Source organism: Stutzerimonas stutzeri, assembly GCF_000952685.1.
GTDB classification, from domain to species: domain Bacteria; phylum Pseudomonadota; class Gammaproteobacteria; order Pseudomonadales; family Pseudomonadaceae; genus Stutzerimonas; species Stutzerimonas stutzeri_E.
On the sequence record NZ_JYHV01000014.1, the window covers coordinates 14,936 to 27,533 of the forward strand.

Annotated in this window: 13 protein-coding genes; 12 read left to right on the forward strand and 1 reads right to left on the reverse strand. The window is 59.2% G+C overall.

The window, feature by feature from the left end:
• The first annotated feature begins 160 nt into the window (after nt 1–160).
• The 12 genes from flgF to UF78_RS06960 all read left to right on the forward strand — a co-directional run bounded on the left by flgF (nt 161) and on the right by UF78_RS06960 (nt 10,757).
• The gene (flgF, locus tag UF78_RS06905) at nt 161–901 is read left to right on the forward strand and encodes a flagellar basal-body rod protein FlgF (RefSeq protein WP_045161348.1); all 741 of its coding nucleotides are present in this window, start codon (nt 161–163) and stop codon (nt 899–901) included.
• Between the two features lie 45 nt (nt 902–946).
• On the forward strand, nt 947–1,732 hold the full coding sequence (gene flgG, locus UF78_RS06910; protein WP_045161349.1) for a flagellar basal-body rod protein FlgG: 786 nt from the start codon (nt 947–949) through the stop codon (nt 1,730–1,732).
• Between the two features lie 29 nt (nt 1,733–1,761).
• Nucleotides 1,762–2,457 carry a flagellar basal body L-ring protein FlgH gene (gene flgH / locus UF78_RS06915; protein ID WP_045161350.1) on the forward strand — a complete coding sequence of 232 codons (696 nt, stop codon included), beginning with the start codon at nt 1,762–1,764 and terminating at the stop codon, nt 2,455–2,457.
• Between the two features lie 13 nt (nt 2,458–2,470).
• Nucleotides 2,471–3,574 carry a flagellar basal body P-ring protein FlgI gene (locus tag UF78_RS06920; RefSeq protein ID WP_045161351.1) on the forward strand — a complete coding sequence of 368 codons (1,104 nt, stop codon included), beginning with the start codon at nt 2,471–2,473 and terminating at the stop codon, nt 3,572–3,574.
• Nucleotides 3,575–3,584: 10 nt separating this feature from the next.
• Nucleotides 3,585–4,778 carry a flagellar assembly peptidoglycan hydrolase FlgJ gene (gene flgJ, locus UF78_RS06925; protein WP_045161352.1) on the forward strand — a complete coding sequence of 398 codons (1,194 nt, stop codon included), beginning with the start codon at nt 3,585–3,587 and terminating at the stop codon, nt 4,776–4,778.
• Nucleotides 4,779–4,780: 2 nt separating this feature from the next.
• Complete coding sequence (gene flgK / locus UF78_RS06930) at nt 4,781–6,769, forward strand: flagellar hook-associated protein FlgK (protein WP_045161353.1); 1,989 nt, start codon at nt 4,781–4,783, stop codon at nt 6,767–6,769.
• A gap of 11 nt (nt 6,770–6,780) precedes the next feature.
• The gene (gene flgL / locus UF78_RS06935; RefSeq protein WP_045161354.1) at nt 6,781–8,046 is read left to right on the forward strand and encodes a flagellar hook-associated protein FlgL; all 1,266 of its coding nucleotides are present in this window, start codon (nt 6,781–6,783) and stop codon (nt 8,044–8,046) included.
• A 129-nt stretch (nt 8,047–8,175) separates the two neighbouring features.
• A complete protein-coding gene (locus UF78_RS06940) occupies nt 8,176–8,490 on the forward strand; it encodes a ComEA family DNA-binding protein (RefSeq protein WP_045161355.1) in 315 nt (104 codons plus the stop codon).
• A 486-nt stretch (nt 8,491–8,976) separates the two neighbouring features.
• On the forward strand, nt 8,977–9,444 hold the full coding sequence (locus UF78_RS06945) for a YkvA family protein (RefSeq protein WP_045161727.1): 468 nt from the start codon (nt 8,977–8,979) through the stop codon (nt 9,442–9,444).
• Nucleotides 9,445–9,586: 142 nt separating this feature from the next.
• On the forward strand, nt 9,587–9,913 hold the full coding sequence (locus tag UF78_RS06950; RefSeq protein WP_045161357.1) for a helix-turn-helix domain-containing protein: 327 nt from the start codon (nt 9,587–9,589) through the stop codon (nt 9,911–9,913).
• Nucleotides 9,895–10,290, forward strand: a complete 396-nt coding sequence (locus UF78_RS06955) for a hypothetical protein (protein WP_045161358.1) — start codon at nt 9,895–9,897, stop codon at nt 10,288–10,290. The genes UF78_RS06950 and UF78_RS06955 overlap by 19 nt, the downstream gene beginning before the upstream one ends.
• Complete coding sequence (locus tag UF78_RS06960; RefSeq protein ID WP_045161359.1) at nt 10,290–10,757, forward strand: tetratricopeptide repeat protein; 468 nt, start codon at nt 10,290–10,292, stop codon at nt 10,755–10,757. The genes UF78_RS06955 and UF78_RS06960 overlap by 1 nt, the downstream gene beginning before the upstream one ends.
• Here UF78_RS06960 and UF78_RS06965 read toward each other — a convergent pair.
• Complete coding sequence (locus tag UF78_RS06965) at nt 10,724–12,520, reverse strand: bifunctional diguanylate cyclase/phosphodiesterase (protein ID WP_045161728.1); 1,797 nt, start codon at nt 12,518–12,520, stop codon at nt 10,724–10,726. The two genes, UF78_RS06960 and UF78_RS06965, sit on opposite strands and share 34 nt — an antisense overlap.
• Nucleotides 12,521–12,598: the final 78 nt, after the last annotated feature.

Consider the following 12,598-nt stretch of genomic DNA (forward strand, 5'->3'; position numbering starts at 1 on the left):
ACTGCCGCCTCGCTTTTCCAAGGTCCTTCGGGGCCTTTTTTTATATAGAAAATTTATTGTTTTTCAATTACTTACTTATCGTTCGTGCGGTTGGCATGTGTCTTGCTGAGTCTCTATGTGCAGATTCAATTAGCGTCAATTCGTGTGTTACGGAGGTTCCATGGACAAGATGCTTTATGTAGCAATGACGGGGGCGAGCCAGAACGCTCGCGCCCAACAGGCACATGCCAACAACCTGGCAAACATCTCGACTACGGGCTTCCGACGCGACTTCGAACAGGCGCGCTCGATGCAGGTTTTTGGTGACAGTTTTCCAGCGCGTGTTTATGCGATGTCGGAGCGTCCGGGAACGGACTTTAGTGCCGGCACGCTGCAAGAAACCGGTCGAGACCTTGATGTGGCGGTCGAAGGCGACGGCTGGATCGCGGTGCAGGCACCGGATGGTAGTGAGGCCTATGCCCGCACTGGCAGTCTGAATATCGACACCCTCGGCATGCTCAGGACCGGCGACGGTTTGCCGGTGCTCGGCAATGCTGGGCCGATTGCCGTGCCGCCGGAAGAGAAAGTGGAAATCGGCGCCGATGGGTCCATCAGTATCCGAGCGCTTGGCGAGGATCCGAACGTGGTGGTGACGGTCGACCGCCTCAAGCTGGTCAACCCCGATCCGAAGCAGTTGCAGAAGGGTACCGACGGGCTTATCCGGATGAAGGATGGCCAGCCCGTCGAGGCCGACGCTGCGGTCCGTGTGACTTCGGGCTTTCTCGAGGCCAGTAACGTCAATGCGGTGGCAGAGATGACGTCCATGCTGGCGTTGTCCCGGCAGTTCGAGCTTCACGTGAAAATGATGCGCACCGCCGAAGAAGATGGCGCCGCTGCGGCCCGAGTCTTGCAAATCAGCTAGTAACTAACGCGTCGCGCCCGAAAACCGGCGTACGAGGAGAAGAACATGCTTCCAGCACTGTGGGTGAGTAAGACGGGTTTGTCCGCCCAGGACATGAACCTGACCACCATTTCCAACAACCTGGCCAACGTATCCACCACGGGCTTCAAGAAAGACCGCGCCGAATTCCAGGACCTGCTGTACCAGATCCGCCGCCAGCCCGGCGGGCAATCCTCGCAGGACAGCGAGCTGCCTTCTGGTCTTCAGCTGGGTACCGGTGTGCGAATCGTCGGTACGCAGAAGCAGTTCACCGCTGGCAGCCTGCAGACCACCGAGCAGCCGCTCGACATGGCAATCAACGGCCGTGGCTTCTTTCAGGTGCTGCTGCCCGACGGCACCGTTTCTTATTCCCGTGACGGCAGTTTCCATCTGAACGCCGAAGGCCAGATCGTAACCTCCAACGGTTATGCCCTGGAGCCGGCCATCGTCGTGCCGCCGGAAACCCAGACATTCACCGTAGGCGAGGATGGCACCGTGTCGGTGACCACGCTCGGCAACCCGGCGCCGCAGATTATCGGCAATCTGCAGACCGCTGACTTCGTCAACCCGGCCGGCCTGCAGGCCATGGGCAGCAACCTGTTCCTGGAAACGGCTGCCAGTGGCGCGCCGCAGGTCAGCACGCCCGGTCTCAATGGATTGGGCACGGTCCTGCAAAACACATTGGAAAACTCCAACGTCAGCGTCGTCGAGGAGTTGGTGAACATGATCACCACTCAGCGCGCCTACGAGATGAATTCGAAAGTCATCTCCACGGCCGATCAGATGCTGTCTTTCGTTACCCAGCAGCTGTAACAGCTGTCAGCCGCTGGATTGAGGTGAATATGCGCCGCTTGTTGTCCGTCCTTCCCCTAGTGCCCGCCGTGATCCTGTCCGGCTGCATGGCGCCTGCGCCCAAGCCCAATGATCCTTACTACGCGCCGGTGCTGCCGCGCACGCCGCTGCCGGCCGCGCAGAACAATGGTGCGATCTATCAGGCGGGTTTCGAGACCAATCTCTACGACGATCGGAAGGCCTATCGGGTTGGCGACATCATCACCATCACGCTCAATGAAAGGACGCAGGCGAGCAAGAACTCCAACTCGAAGATATCCAAGGACAGCAGCGCCAATATCGGACTCGGATCGCTGTTCGGCGGCGCCGTTTCGATGGCCAATCCGTTGACAGGAAACAGCATGAGCCTCGGTGCCGAGTACGAAGCGGCGCGTGACACCTCCGGTTCCGGCCAGGCGGGGCAGAGCAATAGCCTGTCCGGCTCGATCACCGTGACTGTCTCGGACGTGCTGCCCAACGGCATCCTGGCGATCCGCGGCGAGAAATGGATGACGCTCAATACCGGCGATGAGCTGGTGCGCATTGCCGGCCTGGTGCGTTCGGACGATATCGCCACCGACAACACCGTACCTTCGACCCGTATAGCCGATGCGCGCATCACCTATTCCGGCACTGGCGCCTTCGCCGATGCCAGCCAGCCAGGTTGGTTGGATCGTTTCTTCATCAGCCCGTTGTGGCCGTTCTAAGCAGGTGCCGGCAATGAAACTGTTCAGCTCGATCGTAGTTGCCTTGCTGTGCCTGGTCGCCATTCCGGCGCAAGCCGAGCGGCTCAAGGACATCGCTACCATTCAGGGCGTGCGTAGCAACCAGTTGATCGGCTACGGCCTGGTGGTCGGCCTCAATGGCAGCGGCGACCAGACCACCCAGACGCCGTTCACGGTGCAGACCTTCAATAACATGATGGCGCAGTTCGGCATCAAGGTACCGGCGGGTGGCAACGTGCAGCTGAAGAACGTGGCGGCCGTGTCGATCCATGCCGATCTGCCACCCTTCGCCAAGCCTGGACAGACCATCGATATCACCGTTTCGTCGATCGGTAATGCCAAGAGCCTGCGTGGCGGTAGCCTGCTGATGGCGCCGCTGAAAGGTATCGACGGCAACGTTTACGCCATCGCCCAGGGCAACCTCGTGGTGGGCGGCTTCGATGCGGGCGGTGCGGACGGTTCGCGGATTACCGTCAATATTCCGTCTGCCGGCCGTATTCCCGGTGGCGCGACGGTCGAGCGGCCGGTGCCGAGCGCATTCAATCAGGGCACGACCCTGACAATGAACCTCAACCGCCCGGACTTCACCACGGCCAAGAACATCGTCGACCACATCAATGAGCTGCTTGGCCCGGGCGTGGCCCAGGCGCTGGATGGCGGCTCGATCAGCATTACCGCGCCTCTGGACCCGAGCCAGCGCGTCGATTACCTGTCGATCCTGGAAAACCTCGAAGTCGACGTTGGTCAGGCGGTGGCCAAAGTGATCATCAACTCGCGTACCGGCACCATCGTGATCGGCCAGAACGTCCGTGTGCAGCCAGCCGCCGTAACCCATGGCAGCCTGACGGTAACCATTTCCGAAGATCCGCAAGTCAGCCAACCGAACCCGCTGTCGGACGGGCAGACGGTGGTCGTGCCCAACTCCAAGGTGAAGGCGGAGCAGGAAGCCAAGCCGATGTTCAAGTTCGGCCCGGGCACCACGCTGGATGAAATCGTTCGAGCGGTGAATCAGGTGGGCGCTGCGCCCAGTGACCTGATGGCTATCCTCGAAGCCCTCAAGCAAGCCGGCGCGTTGCAAGCCGACCTGATCGTGATCTGAGGACGAACCGATGGAAAATCGACTGGGACTCGGGCGGCGTACGCCTGACAGTGGCAGCTACTCCGACCTGAACCGCCTGAACCAGCTCAAGGTAGGTAAGGATCGTGACGGCGCAGAGAACGTGCGCAAGGTCGCGCAGGAGTTCGAGTCCCTGTTCATGAACGAGATGCTCAAGTCGATGCGTTCGGCCACCGAGGTCATGGCGCAAGACAATCCGCTCAACAGTCAGGCCAGCAAGCAGTACCAGGACATGCACGACCAACAGCTATCGGTCACGCTGTCCAAAGAGGGCGGTGGCATCGGGCTCGCCGACGTGCTGGTCCGCCAGTTGGCCAAGCAGCAGGCGCCGAGCGAGAAGCCGAATCCTTTCGCTCAGGTGGCACAGACCGAGGGTGCGAAGTGGTCGAGCAACCCCAACTCGAAGATTGCTGCGGTGGATCCGACGCGCAACGATTCCCAGCTGCTCAACCAGCGTCGTCTGGCGCTGCCGGGCCGTCTGGCCGAGCGTGCAGCGGTTGAAGTTGCAGCCACGAACTCCCAGGCCGAACAGCCCAACCAGAGCGGCGGCGTCCAGCCGCTGGTCAACCTCGACTGGAAGCCGGCCACTGCATTCGCCGCCCCCAAAGACGCGCCGTTGACCATCAACGGCGTTGAGACGACAGCCCCGAGCGCACCGAGCAAGACGCGTTTCAGCTCACCTGCCGAGTTCATCGCAACCATGCTGCCGATGGCGGAAAAGGCGGCCAAGCGTCTCGGTGTCGAGCCACGTTTTCTTGTTGCGCAAGCTGCGCTGGAAACCGGCTGGGGTAAGTCGATGATCAAGCAGACGGACGGCACCAACAGTCACAACCTGTTCGGTATCAAGGCTACGGGTTGGAAAGGTGAGTCCGCGACTGTAACTACGACCGAGTATGTCAACGGCAAGGCAACCAAGCAGGTAGCAGGCTTCCGTGCATATGACTCGTTCGAGCACAGCTTCAATGATTACGTCCGGCTGCTGGAAAGCAACGATCGTTACAAGCCAGCCATTCAGGTGGCTAGCGTGTCAGGTGATTCGGAGCGTTTCGTTAAAGAGTTACAGCGAGCCGGTTACGCGACCGACCCGCAATATGCGCGCAAGATCAACCAGATCGCCCGCAAAGTACAGACATACCAGACAATAGCCGACGCGAGTTCGGCCCCTGCGGTACGGACTAGAGGCTAACCATGGCTGACCTACTGAATATTGGCTTGTCGGGCCTGAGCGCGAGCAAGAGCCAGCTGTCGATTACCGGCCACAACATCAGCAACGTCAACACGCCCGGCTACAGCCGCCAGGATGCGTCCCAGGCAACCCGCACACCGCAATTCAGCGGTGCCGGGTACGTGGGCTCGGGTACGACACTGGTGGAAATTCGCCGGACATACAGCGAGTTTCTGACCAGCCAGCTGCGCAGCAGCACCTCCTTGAGCAGCGACGTCGAATCCTACAAGAGCCAGATCGATCAGCTCGACTCCTTGCTGGCGGGAAGCACCACCGGGATTACGCCTTCGCTACAGAAGTTTTTCTCCGCATTGCAAACGGCGGCGGAGGACCCTTCCAACATTCCCGCGCGCCAGTTGGTGCTGGCTGAAGCGGAAGGGTTGGCGCGCCGATTCAATACCGTTTCCGACCGCCTGACCGAGCAGAACAGCTTCACCAACAAGCAGATGTCGGCCGTCACCGATCAGATCAACCGGCTCGCGGGGAGCATCGGCAGCCTCAATCAGGCCATCGCGACCGCGTCGGCCAACGGCAAGCAACCCAACGACCTGCTCGATGCGCGGGACGAAGCCGTGCGCCAGCTCTCGACCTATATTGGCGTCACCGTAACGCCGCAGGATGACAACAGCTTCAATATCTCCGTTGGTACAGGCCAACCATTGGTCGTGGGAAACACGGTGAGCCGTTTGGAAGTGGTGCCGGGGCAAAGCGATCCCAACCGCTACGAAATCCAGTTTGTCAGCGGCAACTCGCGGCAGGGTATTACTTCGCAGATCTCCGGCGGTGAGCTCGGCGGGTTGATCCGTTATCGCGAGGAAGTGCTGGACTCGACGATGAACTCGCTCGGCAGGCTGGCGCTTGCGATAAGCGACCAGATCAATTCGCAGCAAACCCAAGGGCTCGATCTGAAAGGGCAGGTTGGAGCGGCCCTGTTCGGTGACTACAACGCACCCTCGCTGATGGGGTTGCGTGCTACAGCTTTCAGCAACAATACGTCGGCCGCCGACGCGTCATTGAGGATTACCGATACTGGTAACCTGGCGGTCAGTGATTATCGCCTGGAGTTCGACGGAACGAATTACTCGGCCAGGCGGCTGAGTGATAACGCGAGCATCAGCGTTACCCAGAATGCGGGCCCGCCTGCCTACCTGAGCTTTGCAGACAGCGCAGGGAAGGATCAGGGCTTTCAGGTCGCCATCAGCGGCACTCCCAATGCAGGCGACAAGTTCTCGCTACAACCGACCAGACGCGGCGCTACGGACATCAAAACGGTACTGGACCAGGCGGATCAGTTGGCATTCGCGGCGCCAGTGCGGGCGCAAAGCAATCTCCAGAACGCCGGTACAGGGCAAATCAGTCAGCCGGAGACTACCGAGACGGTAGACATGGCCGCGCTGAAAGCTGCGCTTCCGGGGGATATCACTTTGACCTATGCCGCCGGCAGCCCGCCGACCATCACCGGCACCGGCGTGACTCAGGTGAGCCCGGCCGTTTTCACTCCCGGGCAGACCAACGAGCTGGCGATTACCATCGACGGCCACAGTTTTACGTTCACGGTTAGCGGCCGCCCTCAGGACGGCGACACCTTTACGATCGGGTTCAACCAGAACGGCGTGTCGGATAACCGAAACGCCCTGAAAATGGTGGATCTTCAGACGAAGCAGACGATCGGGGTCGACCCGAGCGTGCCGGGTTCAGGGAAAAGTTTTACCGATGGCTATGGCGAACTCGTCGAGCGTGTCGGGACGCTGACGGCTCAGGCGCGAATGGACAGCGATGCGACCAGTGCGATTCTCAAGCAAGCCACCGATAATCGGGACTCGCTGTCGGCAGTCAATCTGGATGAAGAGGCGGCCAATCTGATCAAGTTCGAGCAGTACTACAACGCCTCTGCTCAGATCATTCAAGTTGCGCGCACCATGTTCGATACACTGATTAGCACCTTCAGGTAATAGGCCCGCCCATGCGCATCTCGACCTTGCAAGCCTTCAATAATGGCGTATCCGGCATCCAGCGAAACTATGCCAATGCGACGCGTACCCAGGAGCAGATCAGTACCGGGAACCGCATTCTTACTCCTGCGGACGATCCGGTTGCGTCAGTGCGCCTGCTTCAGCTCGAACAGCAGCAGAGTGTGCTGAGCCAGTACAACAGCAACCTGACGGCGGCGAAGAACAGCCTGACCCAGGAAGAAGTGACGCTGAACTCGGTCAACACTGTATTGCAGCGTGTTCGCGAGCTGGCCGTACAGGCGGGCAACGGCTCGCTCGATCCTCAGGATCGTAAGGCCATTGCGGCCGAGTTGGGTCAGCGCGAGGACGAGCTGCTGTCCTTGATGAATACGCGCAATGCGCGCGGTGAGTATCTATTCTCGGGCTTCCAAGGCAAAACCCAACCTTTCGTGCGGGCTGCCGACGGGTCCTATAGCTACGCGGGTGACGAAGGGCAGCGAAAGCTGCAGGTCGCCAGCTCGTTGAATATACCGATCAGTGATGACGGCAAGTCGATATTCGAGAACGTAACCAATGCGGGGCGTTTGCAGACAACATTCGATAGCACCCTCACACCAGGCTCGACACTGGGTGTCTCGGCTCCTTTGATTCAGGATGAAGTCGCTTTCGCCGGAAGCCCGTCGTTTCCTGCCGCAGGGGTGGGCATTCGATTCACCTCCGATACCGAATACGTCGTCTATGATCTCGCTGCTCCGCCGGCAGACCCGACCAATTTGTCCGATCCGCTGATTCTGGCGTCAGGCAAGATGGATAGTGATGCGGATCAGAGCGACAGCCTGGTGTTTCGTGGCGTCGCCTTGCAGCTAGATGGCGCTGCCGTTGGTGGTGAGAGCATCGAAGTCACCTTGACGCCCGACGCTAACAAGCAGGGCTTGCTTAACACCATTGCCAGTTTCAGAAAGGCCTTGGAAGATCCTGGAACAACCGGCGGCCAAGTGCGTGATGCTGTCGCCGTCACCTTGACCAATCTCGATCACGGCATGGTCAGCGTTGATGAGGCGCGCGGCAATATTGGGGCTCGTCTGAACGTCATCGAAACCACGCAAACCGACAACGAAGATGTGGCGCTGGTCAACAAGGGCGTTCAGGCCGAACTGCGTGAGCTGGACTACGCCGAGGCGCTGTCCCGACTGTCGATGCAGACGGTGGTGCTCGAAGCCGCGCAGCAGAGCTATGTGAAAATTGCCGGCCTGAGCTTGTTCAACGTTATGCGCTGAGCCGTCCAGCGGGAATGGTTCACAGAACAGTGGTCCCGATTTGACTTGCCCTCGTTGCGGCTTAGAGTGTCCTGGCGGCGCATGGAGTACCGCGCTGTTGCTAATCCAACACTCATAAGGAAGTGAACAATGATTAAGTCTTTTGTCTCCGCAACAATCTTCGCATTGCTCGCCAGCGTTTCCGTTGGCAGCTATGCCGCTAAAGCCGAGCCTGTCGACTCAACACAGGTTGCAGTAGCTCAGGTTGAGGCAATCAACCTCAATTCAGCCGATGCTGAAACTCTGACTCGAGAACTCAAAGGAATCGGCGCCACGAAGGCCAAGGCTATCGTCGCGTACCGAGAAGCCCATGGCCCGTTCGCCTCGGTTGAAGATCTGCTGGAGATCAAAGGAATCGGTGCTGCAACCTTGGAAAAGAACCGAGCCAAATTGAGCTTGCATTGATCGGAGGATTGCGTTCAGGGAAGCCGGTCTTATGACCGGCTTTTTCGTTCCTACGATGGGCATTGTCTCGATAGCGAACTCACCATAGGGAGCCAATTTCCCCGCCTCGAGACTTTCAATCGGACCTAGCCTGACCTGAACGCCAAGGGGCCGGCTGTTGTCCTTGTTAGAACGATCAGTCGGCTTTGTCCATCCCTTTTGAAGTCGAAATTGCCTTAAAAAAGCGTTGACATGTTACGGTTATGCACATTCTTGGTGCCGGAACCTGAGTGTTTCTCTGTTAGCGCTAAGCAATCTGCTGGACATTCTTAAGTTACTGATTTCAAAAGGTTTATGTTTGCTGAGCAAAAACCCATCGATCTGTTTGTAGGCCGCGCCAGACGGGGGTTTGAGCCAGTCATCCAGAATCTGTTCACAAGGTTATCCACAGGATCTGTGGATAATTGCGCAGCTCTTCTACGGCGCGGCTTTGAGGGGAGATATTCGGTGAAAGCACCTTGGAAATTCTTCAAATACTTCCCAATGGCGCAACGAGTGCTCGCTCGGGGAAGGTTACCGATGGTGCTTCTCGCCGTCGCCCGCAAGCGTTCGGCACGAGGCGGGCTCGTCAAGGGGCTTCGAGAGGATCTCGGCCTGCTGCAGGCCTTGTGCGTGGCCTGGTGGCGGGGAGAGTACAGGGCCATCAGCAGGCCTGCCTTAGTCGCTGTCGTGGCTGGATTGCTGTACTTCCTGACACCGATGGACGCTATCCCCGACTGGATTCCTGGCCTTGGTTTCGTCGACGATCTGGCGGTGCTGGCCTGGGTAATGCGTAAGTGGTCAGGCGAGTTGCAGGCATTTCGCGCCTGGAAGGACAGCCAGTCGGCGGATGTGCAAGCCGATATTGATCGCCTACCCTCGGCGGAAGAGCCCATGGCGGAAGGCGTCAGCCGAGCCCGCAGCGGTCGAGTATGACAGGCGGGGGTGTTCGGGATTAATCCTTTGGTGTGTAAGTTCGCCTCAGCTTTCACTCTTTAGTGCGGCTTGTTACGGCAAAAAATCGCTGCCGTGCTGTTAAGATCCGGTTTTATTCACGGGACAAAGGGCGGGGTAGCGGATGAGTGTCCAGGTCATCATGCGCGATGGTGTGCCAGAGTATGCCGTGCTGCCGTGGGACGAATATCAGGCTCTGCTGCTGAGTACGCGTAACCAGAACATGACGGTCGCGGCGGAAGCCGGGGCTGCGGTTGCATTGCCCAGGTTCAGCGAGCTGTCCTCATTGCGGGAAGCCAAGGGAGTGAACCAGGAAGCGCTGGCGCGCTCTGCGGGCATCAGTCCGGCTTATCTGGCGCTCATCGAAAGCGGCGACCGTGATCCCGGAGAGGCTATACGCCGCGCGCTGGCCCGCGCAATGGAGATCGAAGGATGGCAGCCGGAAGCTTGAGAGACACCGCGGCGTCGATTCGCATCAGCCGTCCTCATTGGCAGGCGCTGCTGGATGAGTTGAGCGAAGCCCGACGCCAGCGGCATCTGGTGACCTACCGTGCCTTGGTCGAGCGACTTCAGCTCCCGGTGCCGGCCATGCAGACGTTGACGGCGGCGCTAGAGCATCTGGCAGCGCTGGATGCACGTGCTGATCGGCCGTTGCGTAGTGCATTGGTGATCAGTCAGGGCGCCAGTCGCTTGCCCAAAACGGGTTTTTTCGAATGCGCTACGCGTCTCGGGCGGTTTTCCGGTCCGGCAGACGGAGCTGCAGCCGCGTCCTGGCACGCTGGTGAGGTTGCGCGCGTATTCGAGTTCGATTACCCGGAGGCGCCGTGATGCTGCATAAGGTCCGAGCGCGAGGCGGTTATTGGATCGCCCGTAGACTGATGGGTACACGCTGGGCTGTACGGCAGCCGAAATTGTGGCGTTGGATGGAAGGCCAATTTTCTCGCATGGCCGCGATTGGGGACCCGAAGGCGCAGAGCTTTTACGGCCACATCCTACTGTTTCGAGGTCAGGGATTTGGCGCAAGGCAGGAAGGCATACGCTTGCTTCGCCTGGCTGCCCAGGGTGGCGACGCCAAGGCTGCATACCAGATGGGTATCGTCTGCCTTGGCGAGGACGCCACTCATGGTCCCGACGGCGCTCAGGCTGCTCATTGGTGGACGCTTGCAGTCGAGAGAGGGCATCCGCTCGCTGCGGCCCGTCTGGCCCAGCTGTATGCCGCTGGCGGCCATGGGCTGGCACCTGATAAGCAACAGGCTGAACGTTACAAGGCTCGCGCCGCCAAGCTCGGGCTCTGATTTCTCAGCCGCTGCCGTTGCGTGTCAATCGTGTACAGGCTGAACCCTGCTTCTTGCTTAGCTTGCCGCTTGGCTTCCGAGGCCAATGCGGCAAGACATGCCGCATCGAGTTCGGCGCCGCAACCTGGCTTCAGCTGGACGGCACCAACCGAGAGCGAAAGCAGGGGATAGCGTTGCTGACCACCTTGCCTTCCTTCAGCGATGAAGCATCCTTCAACAAGATGTTCATTGCGGTAGAACGATCGGCAACGCTGTTCGAATGCTTCGAACAATTGGCTAATTCTCGACGCCCACTCGTCTGATTTCATTACCAGCATGAAGTCGTCGCCGCCTATATGGCCGACGAAATCACAGCTCGAATCGATCTGCTCATCGAGGCAGTGGGCCAGACATAGCAGAACCTCATCTCCCTTGGCGTAACCGTAAAGATCATTGAAGGGCTTGAAATGATCGATATCCACGTAGCAGATCACAGCTTCCCGGCCCTGTCGTAACAGGCGTGTCAGGCATTGTTGAATCGGCACGTTGCCAGGCAGCAACGTCAGTGGGTTGGCATGGCGCGCTTGCTGGATCTTCATTTCAGTAATCAGTTTGAGCACGTCGATTACCCGGCCCAGCCCGTGATAGCGGCCATTGACGGTAATTACGAAGTCTTCGTCGATGCGCTGCCGGGCTCGACTGGTCAACAGTCGGCTGACTTGCTGCAAAGATTGGCCAAGCTCTACCGCGAGAAAGTCATCGCTCATCAACCTACTGATGGGTTTGCGCGCCAGCAGGTCGGTCGCAAACGGCTTGAGCAGGGCGTCGGACAGCAGGCTTCGATGAACGATGCCGACGGGTATATCCATCGCATCGAGCACCGCGACGGAGTTCAGATTCGCCTGCAGGCGGAACAGTTCCAGCACATGCCCAACCGGATGAGAGGCAATGACCGCGGATTGCTTCAGCACCAGCGGGGTCAGGTCGGGATGCTCCTCGTTGGGTGTTTCGTCGCGATTGCCGTTGCTTGGCAGAAGCACGGTTGCGTCGATGTTGGGTTCTTCTTCCGGGCGTCCCAGCAAATAGCCCTGAACAAGGTCGATGCCCATGTCCGAGAGGATTCGGAGTTCTTCGCTCAGCTCGATGCCTTCTGCGATGACCTGCGCTCGCGAGGCTCGTGCGATTTTCATGATCGACTCGACGAACTCACGTTTGATCGCGTCCCGGTGAATGCCGTCGATGAAGTAGCGGTCGATTTTCACATAGTCGGGGCGTAGCTCAGACCACATGCGCAGGCCGGAGTAGCCGGCGCCAAGGTCATCCAGCGCGATTGAAAAGCCCATGTCGCGATAGTGGTGCAAGGCGGCATCGAGTAGCTCGAAGTCATCCGTCGGGGTCTGTTCCGTCAGTTCGATCACGACCCGGTCGGCTGAGATTCGGTACTTGTGCAACAGCTCCAGCGTACGGCCCGGCTTGTGGGTTACGTCCAGCAAGGTTTCCGGCGAGACATTGAGAAAAAGTTTGCCTTGCAGCTGCTGCTGACTGTAGCGGCGGCAAGCACTTTCACGACAGGTCATCTCGAGCTCGTTGAGCCGCCCCGCGTGTCGGGCGGCGGCGAGCAGGTTGATAGGGGAGTGCAGCGGGGTATTGGAGGGGCCGCGTGTCAGTGCTTCGTAGCCAAGTATGCGCCGTTCGGAAAGCGAAAGGATGGGCTGAAAGAGGCTGGTGATGTCGCCGTGAGCGAGGATGTTATCCAGCGTGCTCAACTGCTCGGTGACGGTCATGGTGATCCCGTGATGGCCAAAAATGCGAAGGGCCGCACAAGTGGCGGCCCTTCGCATTTCACGACTCTATGATGTCAT

Bases quoted from the DNA above. Each gene is read 5' to 3' on its own strand.
- UF78_RS06960 (WP_045161359.1), top strand. From the start codon at position 10,290: ATGCTGCATAAGGTCCGAGCGCGAGGCGGTTATTGGATCGCCCGTAGA.
- flgJ (WP_045161352.1), top strand. From the start codon at position 3,585: ATGGAAAATCGACTGGGACTCGGGCGGCGTACGCCTGACAGTGGCAGC.
- flgK (WP_045161353.1), top strand. From the start codon at position 4,781: ATGGCTGACCTACTGAATATTGGCTTGTCGGGCCTGAGCGCGAGCAAG.
- flgG (WP_045161349.1), top strand. From the start codon at position 947: ATGCTTCCAGCACTGTGGGTGAGTAAGACGGGTTTGTCCGCCCAGGAC.
- UF78_RS06920 (WP_045161351.1), top strand. From the start codon at position 2,471: ATGAAACTGTTCAGCTCGATCGTAGTTGCCTTGCTGTGCCTGGTCGCC.
- flgL (WP_045161354.1), top strand. From the start codon at position 6,781: ATGCGCATCTCGACCTTGCAAGCCTTCAATAATGGCGTATCCGGCATC.
- UF78_RS06955 (WP_045161358.1), top strand. From the start codon at position 9,895: ATGGCAGCCGGAAGCTTGAGAGACACCGCGGCGTCGATTCGCATCAGC.
- UF78_RS06965 (WP_045161728.1), bottom strand. From the start codon at position 12,520: ATGACCGTCACCGAGCAGTTGAGCACGCTGGATAACATCCTCGCTCAC.
- flgF (WP_045161348.1), top strand. From the start codon at position 161: ATGGACAAGATGCTTTATGTAGCAATGACGGGGGCGAGCCAGAACGCT.
- UF78_RS06940 (WP_045161355.1), top strand. From the start codon at position 8,176: ATGATTAAGTCTTTTGTCTCCGCAACAATCTTCGCATTGCTCGCCAGC.
- flgH (WP_045161350.1), top strand. From the start codon at position 1,762: ATGCGCCGCTTGTTGTCCGTCCTTCCCCTAGTGCCCGCCGTGATCCTG.
- UF78_RS06950 (WP_045161357.1), top strand. From the start codon at position 9,587: ATGAGTGTCCAGGTCATCATGCGCGATGGTGTGCCAGAGTATGCCGTG.